This is a genomic window from Bacillus sp. FSL W8-0770, from assembly GCF_038008705.1.
Lineage (GTDB): Bacteria > Bacillota > Bacilli > Bacillales > Bacillaceae_G > Bacillus_A > Bacillus_A cereus.
Genome location: NZ_JBBOZR010000001.1, coordinates 3,267,883 through 3,291,582, shown reverse-complemented (window position 1 = coordinate 3,291,582; position 23,700 = coordinate 3,267,883). Strand labels below are relative to the sequence as shown.

Here is a 23,700-nt window from a genome sequence, read left to right as displayed (position 1 = left end):
TATGCAAACGCTTTCTTGGAAGGGGATGGTGTACAGATGTTTAAAAGAATAACAATAGTCGGATTGTCAGTTGTTATGTTTTTACCTAGTATATATGACGGGAGTAAAGCATATGCAGACACAGTTAACAATGGAACGTTAATGCAGTATTTTGAGTGGTATGCTCCGAATGATGGAAATCATTGGAATCGTTTGCGTACTGATGCTGAAAATTTAGCGGAAAAAGGAATTACATCTGTTTGGATACCACCTGCATATAAAGGAACTACGCAAAATGACGTAGGATATGGAGCATATGATTTATATGATTTGGGGGAATTCAATCAAAAGGGAACAGTGCGGACGAAATATGGGACGAAAGCACAATTGAAGTCTGCAATTGACGCTTTACATAAGAAAAACATCAATGTATACGGTGATGTAGTTATGAATCATAAAGGTGGGGCTGATTATACAGAAACTGTCACAGCAGTTGAGGTAGACCCGAGTAATCGGAATATTGAAGTATCAGGTGATTATGAAATTAGTGCGTGGACGGGATTTAACTTTCCAGGGCGTGGAGATTCTTATTCTAATTTCAAATGGAAATGGTATCATTTTGATGGAACGGATTGGGATGAAGGAAGGAAATTAAACCGAATTTATAAATTTAGGGGCATAGGTAAAGCATGGGACTGGGAAGTGTCTAGCGAGAATGGGAATTATGATTATTTGATGTATGCAGATCTTGATTTTGATCATCCAGATGTTGCGAATGAAATGAAAAAATGGGGAACGTGGTATGCGAATGAATTAAATTTAGATGGTTTTCGTTTAGATGCTGTTAAACATATTGATCATGAATACTTGCGCGATTGGGTAAATCACGTTAGACAGCAAACAGGGAAAGAAATGTTTACAGTAGCTGAATATTGGCAAAATGATATCCAGACTTTAAATAATTATTTAGCGAAGGTTAATTATAATCAATCTGTGTTCGATGCACCACTTCATTATAATTTTCATTATGCTTCAAAAGGAAATGGAAATTATGATATGAGAAATATTTTAAAAGGAACGGTAGTTGCGAATCATCCTACACTTGCGGTTACTCTAGTTGAAAATCATGATTCACAGCCTGGTCAGTCATTGGAATCTGTAGTGAGCCCTTGGTTCAAGCCGCTGGCATATGCATTTATTTTAACGCGTGCAGAGGGGTATCCTTCTGTTTTCTATGGTGATTACTATGGTACAAAAGGAAATAGTAACTATGAAATTCCAGCGTTAAAGGATAAAATTGATCCGATTTTGACGGCACGAAAAAACTTTGCATATGGTACGCAACGTGATTATTTTGATCATCCAGATGTGATTGGCTGGACAAGAGAAGGTGATAGTGTACATGCTAATTCTGGTTTAGCAACATTAATCTCTGATGGACCAGGAGGGGCAAAGTGGATGGATGTTGGAAAGAATAACGCAGGGGAAGTATGGTACGATATTACGGGTAATCAAACAAATACTGTAACAATTAATAAGGATGGTTGGGGACAATTCCAAGTAAGTGGAGGATCAGTTTCCATATATGTTCAGCAGTAATTTGGTGATGAAATAGGAGAGGGAAATATAAGTTTTCCTCTTCTTTTTATATTGTTATCCTTCCTAAATCTTTATGTTTATAAATGAACTAGTCGGCTTTTGAAACACCAAGAGATGCATTGGAATAAATAATGTCATCTTATTCGTACTCGAGGAACATCTCCTTACTGTGATTGCTATAGAACTAAATATTAGTATGTTTTTAATGTGATTTTAATAGATATTATATTTGCTTTACGATAAAATTATTATAATGCAAAATTACACTATTATCATAAAATGATAGTTAATGGGTATTTTTATACTTGTGGTTATTAGTGTTTTCTAAAGCAAGATGATGAGTTTTTATTATTCAAGTTAGCGAAGATAGTTTGATGTAGCGCTTTTTAGAAGAAGTTCTTTATATAAATCGTAATTTAAAATCCATAGGCACATTTCTGTATAGGTGGTAGTAGCAAAAGGAGAGGCAATATGAAAAGAACAATAATGAAATATAGTATAATGTTTAGTTTATTACTATTAACATCATGTGATATATCCAATGAAGAAATTGAACAAAAAGCACAAAGTTATACAAAATCGGAGTATGGTATGGTTGTTAAATTAAACGGAGTTGAAACTCTGGATAACGGAAAGGACTTCCTTGGTCCAAAGGGGCGGATAGTTACTGTGCAGCAAGTCGATGAACCACACTTGCAATTTCAACTGTACTTCGAGGGGCAAATCTCTCCAGAAGTAAATAATGATAACTATGAAAAGAAAAAGGAAGCAAATAATTTACAAGGAAGATTTAATACATATTATGGAGAGAAAAACACTATATTTACTTTTGATCAAATGCAGACTGGGGATAATGTTTCCGATAAGAATACTGAGGAACAAATAGCGAAGAAAAATTTGCAACAGTATTATACGGCAGTTTTTAAAAGTAATACTGTTTTAGATGTAAACAATTCTGTACATATGGAAACATTAGCGGGGGTTGCAAGAAGTATTCAGGAATTTAATAAAACGATTGAAAATAGTAAAAGTAATGTAGAAGATATAACGATTCAGTTGCCAAATATTAATAAGGATGTACTACAAAATATTCCTGTAGATTATATAGTAACGGCTGAAGATGCGAAAAAGACCCTTGAGAAAAAGGTTGATTATATGAACATTTTACAGTCTGCAAGGAAATAGTTTGACACCTTTACTTCTTACAAAACATATAGTATGATGATTTCAGTAAATTAGATTTCAATGACTATAATATAAATTAATGAGAGGTGCTTTTTGTGAGTGCGGTAGGTACTAAATAGGAAAAATTTAATGAAATAAATCGGATAAGACCAGGGGATTTTTATGTACATCATACCCCTAATTTTGTCATGCATTTATTTCAAAACCTATGAAGATACCTACAATACTTTATAAAGCGTGTAATAAGGGACTGCCATCTATTTTTTTATGGCTTATTTCCTCATATGTTATTACAAATGCCTTGTAAATGTAAAAGCTGCGGTATCCCCGCAGCTTTTTTGTATATGTTTTTATTGTATAATTATGGGATTTTATATATGACTCATTGGAATCTAATGAGTAGGTATCTTCATTTATGATAAAAATCAATCATAGTGAGGAGAAACAAAATGAATACGATGACTTTTGAAAAGCTACAATATAACGAATTAAAGGATATAGTGAAATCTTATTGTGTAAGTGGATTAGGTAAGGAATTATTAAACAAATTAGAGCCGAGTACGAGTATAAAAGTAGTGAGAAATCGGTTGAATGAAACGACAGAAGCACGAGCTATATTAGATGCAGAAGGGCATGTTCCTTTCTTCGGCATTTCTAATATTGCTAGTACAATTCAAAAATTAGAAAAAGGGATGATTTTAGATCCAGAAGAATTAGTCAGTGTTTCAGACTTTTTACGCGGATGTAGAAAGATTAAAAAGTTTATGTTAGATAAAGAATTTTTTGCACCAGTATTAGCTTCTTATGCAAATTCAATGACTGAATATAAAAGTATTGAAGAGGAAATTAACTTTTCAATTAAAGGAAATAGTATTGATGCAGCTGCAAGTAAAGAGTTAAAACGAATTCGAAATAATATCGATTCTGTAGATGGGAAAATAAAAGAACGTTTAACGAAGTTTTTAAATAGTAGTGCAAATAAGAAATTCATTCAGGAATTCTTTATTAGTAAAAAGGATGACCGTTATACGATTCCAATTAAATCTTCCTATAAAAACCAAGTTGCTGGAAGTATTATTGAAGCCTCGGCAAAAGGTTCTACTGTATTTATAGAACCGCATACGGTTACGAAATTGAATGCGGAACTAGCGGGTTTGAAAGCAGAAGAAGCGGTTGAAGAATATCAAATTTTAGCGACTTTATCAGGAATGGTGTTAGAAAACATTTATAGTATAAAGATTAACATGGAGCTAATTAGTCAGTATGATATGGTATTTGCAAAAGCGAAGTTTAGTAAATCGATCAATGGAATAGAACCGAAGTTAAATGATCATGGCTACGTTCATTTAGTGAATTGTAAGCATCCGCTTTTAACAGGGCAAGTTGTACCCTTAAATTTTGAAATTGGTCAAGAGTATCGTAGTTTAATTATTACAGGGCCGAATGCGGGCGGAAAGACAATTGTATTAAAAACGATTGGATTGTTAACATTAGCTACAATGTCAGGTCTTCATATTGCAGGAGATAAAGGTACAGAAATCGCTATTTTTGAAAATGTATTTGTAGATATTGGTGATAATCAAAGTATCGAAAATGCACTAAGTACATTTTCATCTCATATGAAAAATCTTTCTGAGATTATGAGGATGTCAAATAATAATACGTTACTTTTATTTGATGAAATAGGAAGCGGTACAGAACCGAATGAAGGTGCAGCACTTGCAATATCTATTTTAGAAGAGTTGTACCTTGCGGGATGTATTACCGTTGCGAGTACGCATTACGGAGAAATTAAACGATTCTCAGAAATGCACGATGACTTTATGAATGCAGCGATGCAGTTTAATAGTGAAACGCTAGAGCCGCTTTATAAATTAGTTATCGGAAAATCAGGAGAAAGTAATGCACTTTGGATTGCGAATAAAATGAGCGTAAAAGAACATGTGCTGAAAAGAGCGAAAGAGTACATGGGAAATAAAGAGTACGCTTTAGAAAAAGTGAATGAAAGTAAAATTAGAAAACCGAAATTTGTACAAGAAAAAAGAGAATTTCATTATGAGTACAAAATCGGCGATCGTGTGAATTTATTAGATTATGATGATTTTGGTATCATCTATAAGGAAAAAGATAATTTTTATAACGTTGTTGTATATTATAACGGTGAATTCGTTGAAGTAAATGTAAAACGTATTACTTTAGAGGTAGCAGCGAAAGAATTATACCCAGAAGGATACGATTTAAATACACTATTTGTTGATTATAAAGAAAGAAAAATGCAACACGATATTGAGCGCGGATCGAAAAAAGCACTGCGTAAAATTCAAAAAGAAATAAGAAAGAATAGAGGATAAGTTAAAATGGTAACGATTAGACAAGAACAAAAAAATGATTATAGAAAAACAGAAGAAGTCGTAAAAGAAGTATTTTCACTTGAAGAATTTAGTGATAAAACAGAACATGAACTTGTAAAACGTATTAGAGAATGTGACGCGTTTGTTCCGGAGTTATCAATCGTTGCAGTAGATGAGGAAATAGTCGGTCACATTATGTTATCTAAAATTGCGATAGAACAAGGTGGAACTTCTGTAGAATCGCTAGCACTTGCACCAGTGTCAGTTGCTAGGGGCCATCAGAAGAAAGGAATTGGCGGAAAACTGATCACGGCTGCTTTAGAAAAAGCGAAAGAACTTGGATACGGATCAGTTGTAGTATTAGGACATCCAGAGTACTACCCGAAATTTGGTTTTAAGAAAGCAAGTGAGTGGAATGTAAAAGCACCGTTTGAAGTGCCTGAAGAGGTATTTATGATAATGGAATTAACAGAAAATTCTCTTCGAGGTGTAGAAGGAATTGTACAATATTCGAGTGCTTTTGCTGAGTAGGAGTACCGGTTAAGAAATGTAATCATAAAAGATGCTATCTTTTTGTATGGATATACAGAAAGATAGCTTTTTTTATTAAGCGGATCTACTGACGTATATTTTGCTCAATGAATAATTGAGGTGTTAAAATTGATATAGAAACGTAAAGGGAGAGAATGAAATGAATAAGCGAGAAACAGATAGCAATGAGAATGTAGTGACGTTATATGTTACAAGACACGGTAAAACAATATTAAATACGAATCATCGCGCGCAAGGTTGGGCAGATTCTCCTTTAGTAGAAAAAGGTGTTGAAGTTGCCACAAATTTAGGAACAGGATTAAAAGATATTCATTTTATGAATGCATATAGTAGTGATAGCGGCCGCGCAATTGAAACTGCTAATTTAGTATTAAAATATAGTGAGCAATCAAAATTAAAACTTGAGCAAAGAAAAGATTTGCGAGAATTAAATTTCGGTATTTTTGAAGGTGAAAAACTTGAGAATATGTGGGATGTGGTTGGAAAAGCTGCAGGCGTTGCATCACCAGAAGAACTCTTGAAGCTTTCTATTCAAGAAGTGATTAATCTTATTAGAGTAGCAGATCCGACAAAACAGGCGGAAGATTGGGAATTGTTTTCTACTCGTATAAAAACAGAGATAGATAAAATTAGTGAAGAATCTGCTGCAAATGGTGGCGGTAACGTTTTAGTTGTCGTTCATGGGCTTTTGATTACTACCTTAATAGAAATGTTAGACAGTAGCAAAACAAAACTTGGAGTGGAAAATGCTAGCGTGACGAAGATTGTATATCAAGATGGAACATACACAGTTGAGTCTGTTGGAGATATGAGTTACGTTGCAAAAGGGAAAGAAAGTGTGGAAATATAAAAATAAGAAAAGGAAGGTAGAGAACTCTAGCTTCCTTTTTATTTTTTAATATATCATTTATTAATTCGAATCGGAATATTCCGTTAAAAATGAACTATGAAAATTATTGTAATGGTATAATTAGAGAGTAGGAACAACAAATTAGTTTGCAGTGTATTGGAGGGACATTAGCCTTACATTTCATCTCGGAATCTAAAGTAAGTATACGAGAAATAAAGTGAAACTTTAATCAGTGGGGTTTTCTTCATCCCCCACTGATTATCATCCCTCACCAATCGGACTTTAATGGGCAGCCCGCCCCCCACCTAACTTCTTTGCTTTCGCTGCATTTTGAGGTGGGGGTCTTACTGCCCATTAAAGCGGGATAAAACAAAGTAAGGAATGTGTGAATATGGGTGGTACATGGTATGTGATTTATGTTCAATTCTAAGAAGAAAAGAATATTAACAATTATATGGAGAAGTGATTATGTTGATTAAATTCGTTCATTTGTTATTTGGGAAACCGTGTGAAAAAGGTGATTCGCTCCAAACTAAGTTTCCACGTTTTATTTATTGGAGTGCAGTTGTATTTTATTTTTTTGGAATGCTATTATTTGGGATTCTTTCTTTTATTGATACTGTATTTATTGGATCGTTGATATCAGGAGGTTTGTTCTTTCCTTTAATATTTAGATTCATTTATTATATAAACTTAAAAATGAGGGGCCTAGAAAGAGAAGCGTAGAGAAAAAATATAAATAACAGGGTTATTGAAAAGAAGCGAGATTGATGTTAAGAGATAATAAAGTTGTTTAATTTACAATAAAGTCCTTTGAAAATAATAAAGTTGTTTAATTCTTATTGAATTAACGGTGCAGGATAGTTGAATAAGGATGATGATATACTTAAGGGGGAATTTACTTTATTTTATAATTTATGAGGTGGAAAATGGACTCTTTAGAATTAAACAAATCTAAATATATTGTCTCTAATATCAAAGAAATTTTGCATAAAAAGCTTATTCTTGATAAACCGTTAACTAAAGATGAGGTAAAAAAATTAAAACTAGTTAATCCCCCTGTATACGAAAAAGAGAAGTATCTCATTCAAAAACGGTGGTTTTATAGTATTAATATCGGAGAATGGGAAGATGTGGAGATTATTATTCAGGGGAATAATGAAAATCCCGATATGGAGATTATCGAAATGGCAGAAAAAACATTCGATGAACTCCATCTACATATAAGCTGTGCATTAAAATATTTACAGAAATTCTTCCCTAATCAAGAAATGAAGAACTACTATCTATCCACAATATTTTTTGGAAAGATGGTTAATTTTGACGATTATATATTTTCTGGGTTTAGTTTAGCTTTTATTTATGATGGTCACTTTGAGTTTCAGTATAAAGTAAAATTTAAAAACGATGGATGGCCTATTGGTTTTGAAGGTGGGCCACTTTAATAATAATAGATAATTTTTTCTTATTGAACTAACGGGTGCTTTAGTTGAACAAGATTTAAACAACATTATTATTAATTTTTGTCTACAAGCACATTTAAATGGTTAGAAATTAAACAACTTTAAAGGGCTTTACTACAATATGATTTGTAGCCAGGCTCTTATATTTTTAGATCAGAATTAAATAACTTTATTATCACTTTACAATTGAACATAAATAACGTTAAAAAAGGAAGCAAAGAAATACATTCTAGCTTCCTTTTTTATTGGAACGATTATGGGATCAATAAAATCTTCCCTGTGCTTTTTCGGCTCTCTAATAATTCATGAGCACGGGCACCATCTTGTAAAGAGAATGTAGTAGAACTTGCGATCTTTAATTTTTCGGTCGCAATCCATTCGAATAATTGAGAGGAGCGTTCTATTCTCTCTTCATAAGATGTAAGCACGTTCCAAAGGTCTCCGCCAGTTAAAGTTTTCGAAGTATCCATAAGCATACGTGGATCAACTGGCGCAGGATTACCGCCGGCCATTCCGTAAAATACGACAGTACCGCCAGTTTTAGTAGCATTAAAACTCTCCTCTAATGTAGAACCTACTGATTCATATACAACATTTACTCCATCACCATTTGTTATTTCAACTACTTTTGTATGCCATGCTTCCGTATATAAAAAAACGTGATCAGCACCAGCTAATGTAGCTATCTTTGCTTTTTCTTTTGATGACGTTAGGCCGATTACTTTTCCGCCTAGTAGTTTAATTATTTGAATAAGAAGTTGCCCAACACCACCAGCTGCAGCGTGTACTAAAGCTATATCACCTTGTTTTATTTCATAGCTATCTTTCGTTAAATAATGTGCGGTTAGACCTTGCAATAAGACAGAAGCGGCTGTTTCAAAAGAGATAGAATCTAAAAGCTTAATTGCTTTCTCAGACGGAACAGCAACTAGCTCTGCATTTGCAAATGGGACATCAGCAAATGCAATACGATCTCCAGGATTAATATTCGTAACGTCAGCTCCTACTTTTTCAACAATGCCAGCCCCTTCATAACCTAATATAAAAGGCGGGGTACCAGCGAGATGATAATCACCGCGGCGTCTATAAATGTCGGCGAAATTTAAACCGATTGCTTTCGTGCGGACAATAATTTCATTTGGATTTATGATTGGATCATTTAGTTCTTTATATTGTAGTACATCCGGATTTCCGAACTGTTCGAAACAAAGTGCTTTCATATGGAATACCTCCATTTTTATTGTTTGTAGATGCTCTTTATCATACAATACAAATATCAATAGACAAAGAGGATTATTTCGATGAAATCAATCGGGAATATCGATTGAAAAGAGGGACGATAAATGGAGATAAAACAATTAATTACATTTAAAGTAGCGGCGGATACTTTGAATTTTACACAAACTGCGAAGAAATTAAACTTTGCTCAATCGAGTGTGACAGCGCAAATTAAAACGTTAGAAGCTGAGTTAGGTACGCCGTTATTTGAAAGATTAGGAAAACGCCTTTTCTTAACTGAAGCAGGTAGGAAGTTTCAACTATATGCCGACAAGATGATTGCGCTCAGCAACGAAGCAAAAATGGCTGTGAAAGATGATGAAGAAATAGCAGGTACGTTAATAATCGGTGCGCAAGAGAGTCAATGTACATATAGACTTCCTTCTATATTAAAGAAGTTTAAAGCACAATTTCCTCAAATAAAACTTATATTTAAACCGGCACATTCCAATAAAGATGCGAAGGAACAATTGATGGAGGGAAAAGTCGATCTTGCATTTATTTTGGACGAATGTAAAACAGAAGATACTTTACATGTGGAGCCGCTTATGAAAGAAGAATTAAAAATAGTAGCTGCTTCAGGGCATCATTTACTCGAGAAAGCTTCCATCTCTACAAAAGATTTAGAAAGTGAGACGTTGTTGCTAACAGAGCTAGGGTGCTCGTACCGGACTTTATTTGAAGAGCTACTTCGTACAGAAGATGTGTATCCAGCAAATAAAATTGAGTTCGTTAGTGTCGAAGCAATTAAACAATGTGTTATTGCAGATTTAGGAATAGCTGTGTTACCAGCAATAGTAGTAGAAAAAGATATACGAGAAGGGATGATAAAAGAGTTACATTTAGAAAATGAAATCTCACCGATTTATACACAAATTGCTTGGCATAAAGATAAATGGATGACAGCGCCACTGCAGCAATTTATTGATGTAACGAGGGAGTTTTTTACAACAGATTAAGTGGAGAAATATTTATTTTATATAAAAGAAAAAATGGCAATTTTGTATAAAGAACCGATGCTTGCATGTAACAAGTATCGGTTCTTTTATGTTTTAAATAAAGGATGCTATAAAATGTGTATTTCTCAACTTTTTTTCTTAGACGGTTACGTAAATTTCTTCGTATATTCCAATAATCATAAGGAAATTTACAACGTTTAGTCGTTTCCGTAAGATGCCTCTAGGAAGCATGAAAGGAGGGGCGTACACAGGGGATAGATTGTCTTTATTATACGTACTTATTTTGAGGGAGGAAATTGAAAATGTTTAAAAAGTTAATGAAAGTATGTGTATTAAGTGTAGCGAGTGTAGGGCTATTATTTAGTTTCCAAGGAAGTACATTTGCTGCTACTGATTTAAGTAGTTACTATGACGGGAAAAATCCAGCAACAACGAAAGTATACGGAGGTAGTACAACGTGTGATGCAGATGGATTTAATGCAAAGTCTACAGCTGTGTATGAAGGGAGTAAAAAAGTAGGGACAGTGTATTTACGTTACAGCAATAAATGTCATGCAGCTTGGGCTAAGTTTGTTTTAGATCAACCAGCACCAGCTGTGTCTGGAGGAGTGTATGCGTACGCTGTTGTGAATAAATACAAAAATGGTGTATTTCAAAAATCAGTCACTTCTAATCAGGGAAACGGTACAATAAAAACAGGTCAAACGAGCACGTATACAGGAATGGTATTTGATTTAACTGCTGATTTCGGATACACAGCAGAGGCTGAGGCGGTTACGTTTAATAACGGTTATGGAAAAACAGGACGCTATTAAAAAGGAGTGGAATACTTTGAAACTTTTAAAAAAGCTAAGCGCATGTTTTTGTCTATCATTGCTCGTTTTAACTAGTGTGTTTAGTACGACTGGTAATGATAAAGCATATGCAGAAGATCATTCGTATGATGGAAAAAGTCCGTATTACAATAGCTGTGACCAATCAGCAGTAACGAAAGAAAAGAAATGGATTGATTCCAATTCTTATGTGGAATTAAAATTTAGCACGACGTGTAAGACAGCGTGGGCAAAAGTTACTGTAACCCGCCCAGCAGTATATAATAATGAAGCTGATGCAAGAATTGTAAGAAAAACAGATGGAAAGGCATACACTTGCGACAGTGCTGGAGGAAATGGTGTTGTAAATAAAGGGCAAACATCATGCTATACGCCAATGGTATATGATTTAGATCCAAGAAAGGCACAGGCGCAGGGGAAACATGCCATTCCGAATAGTGATGCATATAATTATGCGGAGACTATTTGGTATTGATGAGGAAATGGAGAATGTAAGATAGAATATTTTAAGAGCATGTTTTGAGTGGTTTTCAAAGCATGCTCGAATTGTATTCATTCTAATTTTTTTAGTAATCATGGACCATTGAATTAACTAAGGTCTGTATCAGGAGGAGTATATCCAAGATGCCTAGCCATTGATACAATTTGTCCTTTATGATGAAATTCATGTGTTTCTGTATGAGTTAAAAGCCATAGTGGTGTTGTACTCCAAGGTTCTTTTTGCCACTTTACTTCATTTGCTATATTTTCGAGCCAACGGTCATTGTATTTATCTAAAAAACGTTGTACAGTCTCATCTACTAACTTAAATCTAGCACGGACTTTTTCCACATCTGCATGCTCAATTTTATAATCACTAGCGAATGAAAAATCTGCTCGTTTTTGTTTGAATGCGAATGATCCAAGCCAGTATCGATAGCAATCGGCTACATGAATATGTGTCTTTATAATGCCACCGCTCCCGAAATTCGGAACAGTGCTATGTAATTTTTCTAGTGGGATTTCTTCCAAAAATGAAAATAGAGTTTCTCTTGTAGAGCTAATAAGATTATATTGTTGTTTTAAAATATGTAACATGTAAGTACACTCCTCTTTTATTTACATAGTAAGTAATTCTATATTTACGAGGAGGGAACCTTTTTATTATTTTTAATAAGCATATTAGATGTATTTCTTATTTATTTCTGATAGATTAAACAAGGTAAAACTTTAATGAATTGAACATTCTTAGTTCATAATAAATTGTACATCAAGAAGGGGAACGATAACATGAATAGACTAGTGGGTTTAAAACAATTTGAAATAACGCGCGGGGCATTACTTAAATTTATGGAGACGCTAGATGATAAAATTGCAGATACGCAGCCAGAGGGTTTTAACAATACAATTCGTTGGCATATTGGTCACGTGTTAACAGCAGCAGAAGTTTTCATGTTTGGAAAAGAATTCAAACAATTACCAACTGAATATCCAGGTATGTTTGGATATGGATCAAGACCATCTAAATGGAAAACAGAAGGACCATCATTAGAAGTGTTAACGACTCAATTAAAAGAACAAGCAAAGCGTATTAACGAAATGCCAGCAGAAGCATTTGAAAATAAACTACCAGAGCCGTTTTTAGGATTGGAAACTGTTGGTGAGCTTTACGGTATGATGCTTTATCATGAAGCTGATCATATTGGGCAAATGAAGGCGATGGAACGTATTATTAAAGCTCTTTAGTCTTAATTGCATATAACAAGCAATACAGTTGTAATGTTAAATAATATATACAAAAAAGGTAGATAAATTATTATCTACCTTTTTTGTATAACTTCTTGAAGGATTAGAGAATTTTATAATTTTTTAGGTTGTGATTATTAATTGTAGTATTCCTAAATATGGAATATAAGTATAATGATAGAGAAGAACTAGAAATAGGGGTGAATACTATGATTACATTAGAGCAAAAGTTAGAGCAATATAAACATACATATGTACAGTTAAAGGGAGAACTAAAATGGAAAACGAGTGATTCTCGAACAGGAATGATGATTGCTGCTATGTATGCAGGTAGTGATAAATTGTTTAATCTCGAACGTTTTTTAGAAATTAGTAGTTATATTAAGAATCAAGTAGGGATGTTTTCATACTTAAAGTCTTATCATCGTTTTGTAGTGGCCGCAACATTAGATATTCACTTTACAGATTACAAGAAAGCTTTTCGGACGTTTTTAGATTTATATGAACAATTGGTCACTGGTGGCTTTAGCCGGAGTATATTTACTTATCTCGCAGCAGCTGTGCTTTTAACAGAAGAAAATGAACAGCATGGCGCGCACATTCAGCGTTCGATGCAAGTATATAAACGCATGAAAAAGGATCACCTCTTTCTTACAAGTACAAATGATTATCCGCTCGCGGTTTTATTAGCAGGACAATCAGAGAATGTAGAAACACTTATGGATCGTGTAGAACGTCTGTATCAGAAACTAGCGAAAGCTGGTTTGCGTAAAGGGAATGATCTTCAGTTTTTAAGTCATATTCTTTCACTAAAGAAGGATGTCCGGGAAGAAATGTTAGTTGCAACATGTACAAACATATGGAATTTGTTAAAACAAGAAAAGGTAAAAGTGAAACAGATGCATTATCCAGCAATCGGGCTACTAGCGTTACTTGAAGATGGAGAAAAAGAGATTTATGCTATTAAAGCGTTGATTGAAAAACTGCAGGGGGAGAAATTATTCCGTTGGCATACAGATACGAATATTCTTATTGCTATTCAACTGTTCGTAAGTCAGAAAGGTGAGGAAAGTAAAGCTACCAACACAGGTTTACAAACTATGATAGAAGTCCTCATACAAGCACAACAAGCAGCTATGATGGCAACGATTGCCGCTTCATCTGCAGCAACATCTTCTGCTAGTAGTAGCTCATAATATGTAACTACTTTAATAAGGAAGGTAAAAAAGCCCATCACTTTCTAATGAGTGATGGGCTAACTATTTTTACATAATCAGCATTATTTTTTCGACTCTTTCAAATGTTTGAGTTGTGTAACAATCATAATGCTAATAACAACGAGTAAAAACCATGAACTAATTTTGCTTAAGTGAACGAGATTCCACGCTTCCCGTTGATTTGGATATTGCCATGCTCCGAAAAATGTTGCGATGTTCTCTGCAATCCAAATGAAGAATCCGATAAGGAAAAAGGAGAGAACGAGTGGCATTGTATATGTAACGCCTTGTAATGAAAATTGTACAAATGTGCGAGAGAAAACAATGAATAGTAGTAAAGTTAATATCCATCTAAAATCGTTTGTAAAGTGGTGTGTGAAAAAATTGAAGTAAATCATAGCTCCTAACGGCACGGCAAAAATAGCTTTCGGCCAATGATGCATTTTTAAATGCAACCTTCTCCACGCTTGGCATATGTAACTTGCGACACTTGCGTACATAAAGCCGCTGTAAAGTGGAACTCCAAAAATCTTTGAATACGCCTCTTCAGGATAACTCCATGAACCGAAATGAACTTTATATATTTCTAGTAAAAGGCCGATGAGGTGAAAGACAGTAATTACTTTTAATTCGTCTTTCGTCTCAAGTCCAGTCTTGTACATAATCCACTGCATAAGAAGACATGCAATGAGTATGAAATCATAGCGATATAACCCTGGAATAGAAACGATTTTTGAAAGGGCTAGTGTTAAGAAAATAACGACTGGGAATAAGCAAGATAATGCTTGCTCGTAAGTGAAGTGTAGTAGTTGTTTTATATATAACATTGGGTCACCTTCGGTATTTTTATTTGAAAACTCGAAATAATGATTAAGTATACTACACTTTTAAAAATAAGCTAGTAGTCTATTTTGTGTGTATTTGTAATTTTTGGAAGGGAATTGTAATAAGTATTTTAATATTTAGCGAAGTGAAAAAATAGTTTGCTATTTAAAAAAAGTGGCGATATAATATCTAAATGAAAATGATAATTATTATCAATAATAATTACAAATAAAAAATAATTATAAAAAACAACTGAATATAAAGGATGAAATGAAACATGTTACATAAGTCTACTGTACATGCTGGTAATAACCGCTGGATACATATTAAGTTCATATGTTTCATGAGCTTAACAATTTTATGTTTAATTGGATCTATATTTTTAGCCATTTCATTTGGTGCAAAAGATATTCATTTACAAACGGTGTGGGGAGCGGTTTTGGATTACAATCCGAAACTAACACAGCACCAAATTATTTATGAATTAAGGCTCCCGAGAGTAATTGGTGCAGCAGTTGTAGGGGCAGCTTTTGCGGTTGCTGGTGCTGTTATGCAAGGTGTAACACGAAATCCTTTAGCTGATGCAGGTGTACTCGGAATAAATGCAGGTGCGATGTTTGTAGTAGCACTTAGTTTTGCCTTTTTTCCGCATATGCCATATTCCTATTTAATGATTGTCTCTTTTATTGGAGCGGTTTTAAGTACAGTACTCATTTTTATTATCGGATCGGCCACATCAGGCGGATTAACACCAATGAGGTTAACGATTGCTGGAGCGGTTATGGCAGCGCTTTTACATTCATTAAGTTCAGGTGTTGCGATTTATTATGATTTAAGCCAAGATTTAGCGTTTTGGTATGCTGGTGGTGTTGCAGGGGTTAAGTGGGAACACTTGAAATTTTTAGTCCCTATTATTCTTATAACGATTATTTTTGCGACAATGCTAGGGAGATCTATTTCACTCATATCAATGGGAGATGATGTTGCTACAAATTTAGGAGTGAAAACGAACCGAACGAGAATACTAGGGATGATTATAGTAGTCATTCTTGCAGGTGTATCTGTTTCAGCTGTTGGTTCTATCGGATTTGTAGGACTCGTTATTCCGCATATTGCTAGAAAATTAGTTGGTGTTAATTATAGACTCATTATTCCTATGTCAGCATTATTAGGTGCTATGTTATTAGTTTTAGCTGACCTAGGAGCAAGAGCAGTAAACCCTCCTAAAGAACTTGCGATAGGAATTATGGTAGCTCTTGTTGGAGTTCCGTTCTTCCTCTATATAGCACGTAAAGTTGGGAGGGAGTTGTAAGTGAAGAAGATTTTAAACACAGATAAAAAAAGAGCCATTACTGTAACTACAATATTCGGTTGTATTGGTATCGCTGTTATTTTACTTAGCTTAAATACAGGGACACTGAGTATAGAGCCACTTAAAGTAATTCAAACACTTTTTGGTTATGGTGATTTTGAGAGCGCAACCGTGCTATATGATTATCGTATGCCAAGAATTATAATCACCATGTTAGCTGGTATTGGCCTTGGGATTTCCGGTGCGATTTTGCAAGGATTATCCCGTAATGCACTTGCAGACCCTGGTATTCTTGGACTGCATTCAGGTGCATCTTTCGGGCTAATTATATTTGTTACATTCTTTCATTCTATTAATGAAAGTGCATCCATTTTAATACCGTTATTTACATTTGGCGGAGGAGTATTAGCTGCATTTCTTATTATTTTACTTGCGAGTGATCGGTCAAATGGTTTACTTCCCATTAGACTTATTCTCGTTGGTATTGCAGTTTCAGCTGGTTTTAGTGCAATTTCGTTATTTTTCTCTCTCAAGTTAAATGATGAGACGTATACATTCGCTTCTAGATGGCTAGTTGGTAACGTGTGGGGAAGGGATTGGATTCATGTCCTTGCATTATTACCTTGGATTTTCATACTAACCCCTTATGCGTGGCTAAAATTTAAAACGTTAAATGCATTGTCACTAGGTGATAGTGTAGCGGCAGGACTTGGTGTTTCTGTTCAAAAAGAACGGTTATTACTTTTAGCTACAGCGGTTGGATTATCTTGCGCAAGTGTATCGATGGCAGGAGGGATTGGTTTTATCGGTTTAGTTGCTCCGCATATCGCAAGGAAGTTAGTAGGTACTACATATCAACACTTTCTTCCTTTAGCTGGCATTATCGGAATGATTATTTTAGTGCTAGCAGATACGATAGGTCGTTCTATATTTGAGCCAAACTCTATTCCAGCTGGTGTAGTAGTGGCGGCATTAGGAGCACCGTATTTTCTTTATTTACTTACAAAAACAAAATAAATACTTCAAAGAGGAGAACATATGAAAAAGAAACTTACTATTTTATTTAGCATGATGTGTATTTTAGTATTAGCAGCATGTGGTCAAACGAAAGCTAATGAAGAGGCAACGAAAAAAACGGAAAAAAGTAATGATCCAAAAATCGCCTCTATGTCCATTCATTTAACAAATAATTTACTTGCATTAGGAATTACACCAGTAGGTTCTGTTATTGGCGGAGATTTAAAAGATTTCTTACCGCACGCAAAAGAGCAGTTGAAAGATACGAAGAAACTTGGTGTTGTAACAGATCCGAATATGGAAGCGTTACTTCAATTGAAGCCAACTGACATTTATGTGGATGAAAAATACGCGGGCAAAGATTTAGCGAAATACGAAAAAATTGCAAAAACACATTCTTTCAATTTAGATGAAGGTACGTGGAGAGATCATTTAAAACAAGTTGGTAAACTTGTAAACCGTGAGAAAGAAGCAGATAAATATATTCAAGATTACGAAGAGCAATCAAAACGAGTAAAAAGTTTAATAGATAAAGAGCTAGGTAATAACGAAAAAGTAATGGCAATTCGCGTTACTGCAAAAGAATTACGTGTATTTAGTACAAAAAGACCGATGGGACCAATTTTATTCCAAGACTTAGGATTACAACCTGCAAATGGTGTAGAGAAAATTGATGGAAATCGCCCTTTCGAAGTCATTTCACAAGAAGTATTACCTGACTTTGATGCAGATGCGATTTTCGTTGTTGTAAATAGAGATGATAAAGCAAAAGCAGCATTTAAACAACTTCAAGAAACGCCAATTTGGAAAGACTTAAAAGCAGTTAAAGGCAAGCACGTATACATTATCAATGATCAACCATGGCTGGACTATTCTGCTTTAGGAAACAAAATGGCAATGGATGAAGCGGAGAAAATGTTTACGAAATAATATAGTTTTGCTATTAGGAAAGGCCCTCTAAATTTGGAGGGCCTTTCTATTATTGTTAGAATAAATAAAAAATTATACAATGAAGTTAATTCAATATGGAGGAGATGTGCCAATGTCAGCGCTTATTGTAAGTATCCCCGTTATTTAAAAGGGGGAGTTTGAAATGACAATGAATCTTTTTCAAAATAAAACGATTAAATTATCAGCTATTAGAGAAGCAGATGCTGAAGTAATGGCTATGTGGTAAGAAGATAGTGAGTATTTAAGGAATGTAGATACAGATGTAGCATTCCCGCAATCGATACAAGAAATAGCAAGTGATGGGCTATTAAAGGGACGGAGATCGAATAGTGTTTCTTTCATGTTAAGGACAGTTCAAGATGATCGCTTAATTGGTTTTGTTGCAATTCATGGCATAGAGTGGAATAACAGAACGGGTTTATTAGCTATTGGTATAGGAGATGCGAATGATAGGGGGAAGGGATATGGAAGAGAAGCGATCTATCTTATCTTAAAATATGCTTTTTATGAATTGAATTTACACCGCGTCGGTCTTGATGTTATTTCTTATAATAAAGCTGCTATTGAGTTGTATAAAAAGATGGGTTTTCGGATGGAAGGCTGTATGAGAGAAGCGGTTCAAAGAGATGGGAAGTGTTTTGATCGTATCATTATGGGGATATTGCGGGATGAATGGATAGAGCTGCAAGGTTAGAAAGTACATTCAAAATTATATATGTAGTATGCAGGAGATATAATGATAATTGGCGAATTTTTACAATGTACTGATTGAACTTATAAGGAGTCATGAAAAATGAATTTAGAAAAAAGTAAACCAGTAAATGAAGAGGTCGCTGAATTAAAGGAATTAATTAAAGAATTACACGGAAGTGTACATCAACTTCAAAGTGAAGTGCAGCAATTAAGGCATGAAAGACCGGTTGTTGAAGTAAGAAAAGGTATTCAATTATCACCAGCAATCGTTGGACAAATTGGTGGTATGATATTGGGTGGATTAGCAATTATCGGTATATTTTGGTGAACGAAAAAAGGTTTGCAGCACGCATGCTGCAAACCTTTTGTATTTGACGACATAATTTCATGCAATACAACTTTTACATTAAATAACGTAAATATATATAAGCATGTGATAACAAGAGTGCAACAATAGTTAATGGTAAACCAATTTTTAAGAAGTCCATATAAGAGAAGCCATGTCCTTCACGTTTTGCAATACCCGCAACGACTACGTTTGCAGATGCACCGATTAGTGTTCCATTTCCTCCTAAGCAAGCTCCAAGAGATAACGCCCACCATAGTACTTCGATTTGCGGAGAATCGACAGATAGTCCGAGTCCTGTAGCTAAGTCTTGAATAAGAGGAATCATCGTTGCGACAAATGGGATATTGTCGATTGTCGCAGATGCGATGCCAGATACCCATAAAATAAGTATAGCTGCGAATCCGATGTCACCGTTTGTTACGTCGATTACTTCTCTTGCAAGTGAAGAGATAAGTCCGATATCAATTAACCCGCCAACGAGAACAAATAATCCGGCGAAGAAGAAAATGGTTACCCATTCAACATGGGCAAATACATCTTCAATATCATGTTCTTTCACGCCGATTAACATAAGAAGTGTAGCGCCTGTCATCGCGATAACAGCAGCGTCTACATGAATAATCGAATGAAGTACGAAGCCTAAAATAGTTAGTCCTAAAATCGAAATAGATTTTAAAAGGAGGCTTTGATCTTTAATGTAATCTTTTTCGTTTAATGCCATTAGTTTTTCGATTTGTTCAGGTGTTGTTTTTAGTTTGTTACGATACATGAAGTAAATAATGCCAAGTGTCACGATAGAAATAATAATTACGATTGGAGCTAAGTTAAGTAAAAAGGCGTTAAAGTCTAAATGCTTGTTTGCTGATCCAATCATAATATTAGGTGGATCACCGATTAATGTTGCTGTTCCGCCTATATTTGAAAACAGCACTTCTGAAATCAAATAAGGCACAGGATTTACTTTTAAAATACGTGTAATGGATAGCGTAACAGGAACGATTAATAAAACAGTCGTTACATTGTCCAAAAATGCTGATCCGACAGCAGTTAATAGGGATAGTAATAATAAAATGCGAATCGGTTTTCCGCCAGCTGCTTTTGCCGCTTTAATGGCCACAAATTCAAAGACGCCTGATTGACTCGTAATATGTACGAGAATCATCATCCCAATCAAAAGGGTAATCGTTTCCCATTGAATATGTGATGTGAAAGCAGTATGTAAATCTACAACTCCAAAAATAATCATAATAGCAGCACCGAATAGTGCGATTACAGCACGATTCAATTTCTCAGAAATAATAAAACCGTACGTGATTAAAAATACGGCAATTGCAAAATAATATTGCCAATTTGCTACTTCATGTGCTGACTGTTCCAATCATGTCACCTTCTTTAAATTATGTATTCAATTGTCGAAATGTATCTCGCTGCAATAATACGGGATAAAATATATTGTAGCAAATTCAAAAAAGAAAGAAAACTATTTAACAAAGTGAAGGAAAAAATGTATTTTTTACATATCATATAAAAAATATAAAAAACACAGTGCAAATTATTAGGAAAAGTGAGCGTTGTCCTCTAATATAGAGATAGCAATTTACATTATTTTTGCGTAAAATGGTTTAAAGAGGTGAATTCCGATGGAAATAGTAAAAGATAGTTCTCTTATTCAAAATGAAATTGAACGTTTTGTAAATAAAGATGTATATATTCATTTAGAAACGACAAACGGAGCGTATGCATCACACATAAATGAAAAGATGATGACAGTTGGTGCTTTCATTCGAAATGCGATTATCCGTTTTGAACGCGGGAAGATAACTGGAACAAATCCATACCGAGTTGGTCTGAAAATGGATCACGGTTGGGTATATGCTGAAGGTATTACGCACTGGGAAGTAGACGATCAAGAGCGTTTATTACTAGCTGGACATGATAATTTAGGTCGCTTAGCAGTTGCACTTGAGTTAAGCTTAACACCATTTAAGTAAGAAGGAGGGAAACTTATGGAGAGACATGTACTTGTTGTATTTCCGCATCCAGATGATGAAGCATATGCTGCGGGAGGAACAATTCGCTTATTAACAGATCAAGGAGTACCTGTAACATATGCATGTGGTACTCTAGGACAAATGGGACGTAACATGGGTAAGAACGTATTCGCTAACCGTGAAACGATTCCACATATCCGTAAGAAAGAATTGAAAGATGCTTGTAAAGCGATGGGTATTAAAGATTTAAGAATGCTTGGCTTCCATGATAAAACGTTAGAATTTGAAGATGTTGATTTCGTTGCTGACAAAATTGAAGCAATCATTCAAGAAGTAAATCCATCTCGAATTATTACATTTTATCCAGAACACGGTGTACATCCAGATCATAATGCATTTGGCCGCGCTGTCGTTCGCGCTGTATCACGTATGCCAAAAGAAGAGCGCCCAGTTATCCATGCTGTTGCGATTACGAAAAATCGTGAGGCAGTATTAGGAGAACCGGATGTTGTAAATAACATTAGTGAAGTATTTGATCATAAATTAACTGCATTAGGTGCGCACCGTTCACAAACAGAAGCAATGCTTGAAGACACGCATGCAAAAATAAAAAACAAAGATGCAGCAACATTAAAATGGCTGCAACTTGAACAGTTTTGGACTTATAAATGGGAGTAGGCTAGAAGGATACCTTCTAGTTACTCTTACATAGAAAAGCGCCGTCACTTGTGATGGCGCTTTTTTTATTGAAGACTATATATTTCTTAAGGGGCTTCAAAATTTTTAAATTAACGTGCAGTATAGCCTCCATCAACAAGAAGTGTTGTACCATTAACAAAACTAGCTTCATCACTTGCTAAAAATAAGACAGCTTTAGCGACTTCTTCTGGTGTTCCAAGTCTGCCTTGTGGATGAAGTGAAGCTAAATATTCTTTCTGTTCAGGATTAACACTACCAAGTAAAGGGGTGTCAATATAACCGGGGCACACCGCATTAATACGTATTCCATATTTAGCGTAGGCAGTACATAAATTTTGAGTTAATAGTTTCACACCACCTTTTGCAGAGGAGTATGCTGTTGGGGTAGGTAATGAAACAAAACTATGAATCGAACCAGCGTTAACGATGACACCACCTGTACCTTGTTTAAGGAATTGTTCAATCGAATATTTATTAGAAAGGAATACCCCAGACAAATTAATATCAATAGTTCTTTTCCATTTTTCATAGGATAATTCATTTGCCGGTGCATCATCAGCAACGCCGGCATTGGCATACATAATATCTAATTTACCGTATGTACTTACTGTCTCATGAATTAGCTGTTTAATATCTGCCTCTTTTGTTACATCAGTTTTAATAAATAACGTATTATATCCATGTGCATTCAATTCATCTGATAGTTCTTTTCCACGTTCAGAAAAGTCAGCAATAACTACTTTTGCACCTTCTTCGATAAAAAGACGAACAGTAGATTCGCCAATTCCACTTGCTCCACCAGTTATGATTGCTACTTTGTCTTTCAATTTCATATAAACCTCTCCATTCATCAATGAATTTAAGTCGAATTTTAAAATCTGGTTATATCACTATTAACCTTAAATAGTAAGTAGATAGAAGAAAAAGCTCGCGTTTACTTAATTGTGAGAGTGCTATTTTTTCTTTAGTGTACTTTTTGATACAGTTATGGACGAAAATATTAATTTGGTCAATCTTATCATTAGATTGAATATTTGGTAAAGAGCTCTCGAACAGAGCGAGTACGGATGCTAAAAAATTAAAATAAATATGAAGTATTATTTGTAGGGTAAGGAACAAGGGGGAGAGGCATAACGAAAACTACTACTCTATTTAAATAGGAAAAACCTTGCAGGGGGGCAAGGCTTTAAACAGGGTATTAAAAATGGTTGATTTATTAAGAAGAACTTCTTCTTGTGAATAAACTAATTTTAGCATGATAACTCATGTGTATGTGTTACGAATTTGTGAATAAAAACTCAATGATAAAAGTATGAGTGAAAGGAAATAATGTATTTGAAATATGTATTATTACAGAAAGTTTAGTTGAAATAGTGAGGAAAATAAAAAAGCGCAATGAGCAAAATAATTAAGAGACGAATTATATGAAAGATTAGTGGAACGCCTACTATTTAATTCTTTAGAACTGATTTTTAATAATGCATATAAGAAGCGTATATTTTGAATTATTTAATAGAATAATATATATTTATATTGATTTAGTGATTTTAGTTTGTTAAAAATGGGGAAATCGATATGAAGGTTAAATTTGCCGTAATAAAAGATGAGAGCTTTGATTGTAGTTTATTGGAAACAAAATTATTGAAAACTTTTAAAGAAGTAGATTGTGAAGCAGATATTGTAAAGGTTGAGGATGAAATTTTTGAAAACAATGATGTACAAACGCATTTATCAGAAATAACCATTCATGTTACTGGAAAAAATATCGGATATAGATCCGTTTCAGCCAGTATATTTATTGTTCTAGAGAGTTTATCAATACAGCTATTTCGTATTCATATTAGTATACTTTAAGCAGTTCAAAAATTGGCT

General features: G+C 34.5%; 24 protein-coding genes and 1 pseudogene. 20 read left to right on the top strand and 5 right to left on the bottom strand.

Going from position 1 to position 23,700, the window contains the following annotated elements; all coding sequences use genetic code 11:
- Positions 1-36: 36 nt before the first annotated feature.
- From amyS to NST27_RS16940, 7 genes are all read left to right on the top strand, one after another.
- A complete protein-coding gene (gene amyS / locus NST27_RS16970) occupies positions 37-1,578 on the top strand; it encodes an alpha-amylase (RefSeq protein WP_000476400.1) in 1,542 nt (513 codons plus the stop codon).
- A 471-nt stretch (positions 1,579-2,049) separates the two neighbouring features.
- Positions 2,050-2,763 carry a hypothetical protein gene (locus NST27_RS16965; protein WP_000831441.1) on the top strand — a complete coding sequence of 238 codons (714 nt, stop codon included), beginning with the start codon at positions 2,050-2,052 and terminating at the stop codon, positions 2,761-2,763.
- Between the two features lie 449 nt (positions 2,764-3,212).
- Complete coding sequence (locus NST27_RS16960; RefSeq protein ID WP_001095189.1) at positions 3,213-5,114, top strand: endonuclease MutS2; 1,902 nt, start codon at positions 3,213-3,215, stop codon at positions 5,112-5,114.
- Between the two features lie 6 nt (positions 5,115-5,120).
- Entirely contained in the window at positions 5,121-5,645 is a 525-nt protein-coding gene (locus NST27_RS16955) for a GNAT family N-acetyltransferase (RefSeq protein WP_047386565.1), read from the top strand.
- A 160-nt stretch (positions 5,646-5,805) separates the two neighbouring features.
- A complete protein-coding gene (locus tag NST27_RS16950) occupies positions 5,806-6,516 on the top strand; it encodes a histidine phosphatase family protein (RefSeq protein ID WP_001042050.1) in 711 nt (236 codons plus the stop codon).
- A gap of 468 nt (positions 6,517-6,984) precedes the next feature.
- Positions 6,985-7,242: a hypothetical protein gene (locus NST27_RS16945; RefSeq protein ID WP_000905656.1), complete on the top strand. Its 258-nt coding sequence runs from the start codon at positions 6,985-6,987 to the stop codon at positions 7,240-7,242.
- A 203-nt stretch (positions 7,243-7,445) separates the two neighbouring features.
- Positions 7,446-7,961, top strand: a complete 516-nt coding sequence (locus tag NST27_RS16940; protein WP_030026782.1) for a hypothetical protein — start codon at positions 7,446-7,448, stop codon at positions 7,959-7,961.
- A gap of 272 nt (positions 7,962-8,233) precedes the next feature.
- Here NST27_RS16940 and NST27_RS16935 read toward each other — a convergent pair whose 3' ends face one another.
- On the bottom strand, positions 8,234-9,199 hold the full coding sequence (locus tag NST27_RS16935; RefSeq protein ID WP_000645241.1) for a quinone oxidoreductase family protein: 966 nt from the start codon (positions 9,197-9,199) through the stop codon (positions 8,234-8,236).
- 123 nt (positions 9,200-9,322) lie between these two features.
- Between NST27_RS16935 and NST27_RS16930 the strand changes: the two genes are divergently transcribed.
- The 3 genes from NST27_RS16930 to NST27_RS16920 all read left to right on the top strand — a co-directional run bounded on the left by NST27_RS16930 (position 9,323) and on the right by NST27_RS16920 (position 11,524).
- On the top strand, positions 9,323-10,216 hold the full coding sequence (locus NST27_RS16930) for a LysR family transcriptional regulator (protein ID WP_000403877.1): 894 nt from the start codon (positions 9,323-9,325) through the stop codon (positions 10,214-10,216).
- A 302-nt stretch (positions 10,217-10,518) separates the two neighbouring features.
- Positions 10,519-11,031, top strand: a complete 513-nt coding sequence (locus NST27_RS16925; RefSeq protein WP_000473747.1) for a YjfA family protein — start codon at positions 10,519-10,521, stop codon at positions 11,029-11,031.
- A 16-nt stretch (positions 11,032-11,047) separates the two neighbouring features.
- Entirely contained in the window at positions 11,048-11,524 is a 477-nt protein-coding gene (locus NST27_RS16920; protein WP_001986411.1) for a DUF2690 domain-containing protein, read from the top strand.
- 113 nt (positions 11,525-11,637) lie between these two features.
- Here the strand turns inward: NST27_RS16920 and NST27_RS16915 are convergent, their stop codons facing one another.
- Positions 11,638-12,126, bottom strand: coding sequence for a DinB family protein (locus tag NST27_RS16915; protein WP_047386561.1), 489 nt, complete (start codon positions 12,124-12,126; stop codon positions 11,638-11,640).
- 192 nt (positions 12,127-12,318) lie between these two features.
- On the opposite strand from NST27_RS16915, the gene NST27_RS16910 reads away from it, so the two are divergent.
- Both NST27_RS16910 and NST27_RS16905 read left to right on the top strand, forming a co-directional pair.
- The gene (locus NST27_RS16910; RefSeq protein ID WP_001081117.1) at positions 12,319-12,774 is read left to right on the top strand and encodes a DinB family protein; all 456 of its coding nucleotides are present in this window, start codon (positions 12,319-12,321) and stop codon (positions 12,772-12,774) included.
- Between the two features lie 158 nt (positions 12,775-12,932).
- A complete protein-coding gene (locus tag NST27_RS16905) occupies positions 12,933-13,970 on the top strand; it encodes a DUF4003 domain-containing protein (protein WP_100070331.1) in 1,038 nt (345 codons plus the stop codon).
- An 83-nt stretch (positions 13,971-14,053) separates the two neighbouring features.
- Here the strand turns inward: NST27_RS16905 and NST27_RS16900 are convergent, their stop codons facing one another.
- Positions 14,054-14,818, bottom strand: coding sequence for a DUF817 domain-containing protein (locus NST27_RS16900; RefSeq protein ID WP_047386559.1), 765 nt, complete (start codon positions 14,816-14,818; stop codon positions 14,054-14,056).
- Positions 14,819-15,093: 275 nt separating this feature from the next.
- On the opposite strand from NST27_RS16900, the gene NST27_RS16895 reads away from it, so the two are divergent.
- The 5 genes and pseudogenes from NST27_RS16895 (at position 15,094) to NST27_RS16875 (ending at position 19,117) form a co-directional block, all read left to right on the top strand.
- Complete coding sequence (locus NST27_RS16895; RefSeq protein WP_000902724.1) at positions 15,094-16,128, top strand: FecCD family ABC transporter permease; 1,035 nt, start codon at positions 15,094-15,096, stop codon at positions 16,126-16,128.
- Complete coding sequence (locus NST27_RS16890) at positions 16,129-17,145, top strand: FecCD family ABC transporter permease (RefSeq protein ID WP_000722672.1); 1,017 nt, start codon at positions 16,129-16,131, stop codon at positions 17,143-17,145.
- A gap of 21 nt (positions 17,146-17,166) precedes the next feature.
- On the top strand, positions 17,167-18,075 hold the full coding sequence (locus NST27_RS16885) for an iron-hydroxamate ABC transporter substrate-binding protein (RefSeq protein WP_000728224.1): 909 nt from the start codon (positions 17,167-17,169) through the stop codon (positions 18,073-18,075).
- A 163-nt stretch (positions 18,076-18,238) separates the two neighbouring features.
- Positions 18,239-18,790: pseudogene (locus NST27_RS16880) on the top strand (GNAT family N-acetyltransferase).
- 99 nt (positions 18,791-18,889) lie between these two features.
- Positions 18,890-19,117, top strand: a complete 228-nt coding sequence (locus NST27_RS16875) for a hypothetical protein (RefSeq protein WP_001047522.1) — start codon at positions 18,890-18,892, stop codon at positions 19,115-19,117.
- A gap of 73 nt (positions 19,118-19,190) precedes the next feature.
- On the opposite strand, the gene NST27_RS16870 is transcribed toward NST27_RS16875, so the two are convergent.
- A complete protein-coding gene (locus tag NST27_RS16870) occupies positions 19,191-20,516 on the bottom strand; it encodes an ArsB/NhaD family transporter (RefSeq protein ID WP_000437992.1) in 1,326 nt (441 codons plus the stop codon).
- Between the two features lie 262 nt (positions 20,517-20,778).
- Between NST27_RS16870 and NST27_RS16865 the strand changes: the two genes are divergently transcribed.
- Both NST27_RS16865 and bshB2 read left to right on the top strand, forming a co-directional pair.
- On the top strand, positions 20,779-21,129 hold the full coding sequence (locus NST27_RS16865) for a YojF family protein (protein ID WP_000407045.1): 351 nt from the start codon (positions 20,779-20,781) through the stop codon (positions 21,127-21,129).
- Between the two features lie 15 nt (positions 21,130-21,144).
- Entirely contained in the window at positions 21,145-21,807 is a 663-nt protein-coding gene (gene bshB2 / locus NST27_RS16860) for a bacillithiol biosynthesis deacetylase BshB2 (protein WP_000439486.1), read from the top strand.
- 110 nt (positions 21,808-21,917) lie between these two features.
- Here the strand turns inward: bshB2 and NST27_RS16855 are convergent, their stop codons facing one another.
- Positions 21,918-22,661 carry an SDR family NAD(P)-dependent oxidoreductase gene (locus NST27_RS16855; protein ID WP_000768021.1) on the bottom strand — a complete coding sequence of 248 codons (744 nt, stop codon included), beginning with the start codon at positions 22,659-22,661 and terminating at the stop codon, positions 21,918-21,920.
- 742 nt (positions 22,662-23,403) lie between these two features.
- On the opposite strand from NST27_RS16855, the gene NST27_RS16850 reads away from it, so the two are divergent.
- Entirely contained in the window at positions 23,404-23,682 is a 279-nt protein-coding gene (locus NST27_RS16850) for a hypothetical protein (RefSeq protein WP_000865018.1), read from the top strand.
- The last annotated feature ends 18 nt before the right edge of the window (positions 23,683-23,700 follow it).

Coding starts and splice junctions, on each gene's coding strand:
- NST27_RS16930 (WP_000403877.1), top strand. CDS start 9,323: ATGGAGATAAAACAATTAATTACATTTAAAGTAGCGGCGGATACTTTG.
- NST27_RS16925 (WP_000473747.1), top strand. CDS start 10,519: ATGTTTAAAAAGTTAATGAAAGTATGTGTATTAAGTGTAGCGAGTGTA.
- NST27_RS16940 (WP_030026782.1), top strand. CDS start 7,446: ATGGACTCTTTAGAATTAAACAAATCTAAATATATTGTCTCTAATATC.
- NST27_RS16875 (WP_001047522.1), top strand. CDS start 18,890: ATGAATTTAGAAAAAAGTAAACCAGTAAATGAAGAGGTCGCTGAATTA.
- NST27_RS16865 (WP_000407045.1), top strand. CDS start 20,779: ATGGAAATAGTAAAAGATAGTTCTCTTATTCAAAATGAAATTGAACGT.
- NST27_RS16900 (WP_047386559.1), bottom strand. CDS start 14,818: ATGTTATATATAAAACAACTACTACACTTCACTTACGAGCAAGCATTA.
- NST27_RS16905 (WP_100070331.1), top strand. CDS start 12,933: ATGGAATATAAGTATAATGATAGAGAAGAACTAGAAATAGGGGTGAAT.
- NST27_RS16855 (WP_000768021.1), bottom strand. CDS start 22,661: ATGAAATTGAAAGACAAAGTAGCAATCATAACTGGTGGAGCAAGTGGA.
- NST27_RS16955 (WP_047386565.1), top strand. CDS start 5,121: ATGGTAACGATTAGACAAGAACAAAAAAATGATTATAGAAAAACAGAA.
- NST27_RS16910 (WP_001081117.1), top strand. CDS start 12,319: ATGAATAGACTAGTGGGTTTAAAACAATTTGAAATAACGCGCGGGGCA.
- NST27_RS16965 (WP_000831441.1), top strand. CDS start 2,050: ATGAAAAGAACAATAATGAAATATAGTATAATGTTTAGTTTATTACTA.
- NST27_RS16945 (WP_000905656.1), top strand. CDS start 6,985: ATGTTGATTAAATTCGTTCATTTGTTATTTGGGAAACCGTGTGAAAAA.
- bshB2 (WP_000439486.1), top strand. CDS start 21,145: ATGGAGAGACATGTACTTGTTGTATTTCCGCATCCAGATGATGAAGCA.
- NST27_RS16885 (WP_000728224.1), top strand. CDS start 17,167: ATGAAAAAGAAACTTACTATTTTATTTAGCATGATGTGTATTTTAGTA.
- NST27_RS16935 (WP_000645241.1), bottom strand. CDS start 9,199: ATGAAAGCACTTTGTTTCGAACAGTTCGGAAATCCGGATGTACTACAA.
- amyS (WP_000476400.1), top strand. CDS start 37: ATGTTTAAAAGAATAACAATAGTCGGATTGTCAGTTGTTATGTTTTTA.
- NST27_RS16915 (WP_047386561.1), bottom strand. CDS start 12,126: ATGTTACATATTTTAAAACAACAATATAATCTTATTAGCTCTACAAGA.
- NST27_RS16960 (WP_001095189.1), top strand. CDS start 3,213: ATGAATACGATGACTTTTGAAAAGCTACAATATAACGAATTAAAGGAT.
- NST27_RS16850 (WP_000865018.1), top strand. CDS start 23,404: ATGAAGGTTAAATTTGCCGTAATAAAAGATGAGAGCTTTGATTGTAGT.
- NST27_RS16895 (WP_000902724.1), top strand. CDS start 15,094: ATGTTACATAAGTCTACTGTACATGCTGGTAATAACCGCTGGATACAT.
- NST27_RS16950 (WP_001042050.1), top strand. CDS start 5,806: ATGAATAAGCGAGAAACAGATAGCAATGAGAATGTAGTGACGTTATAT.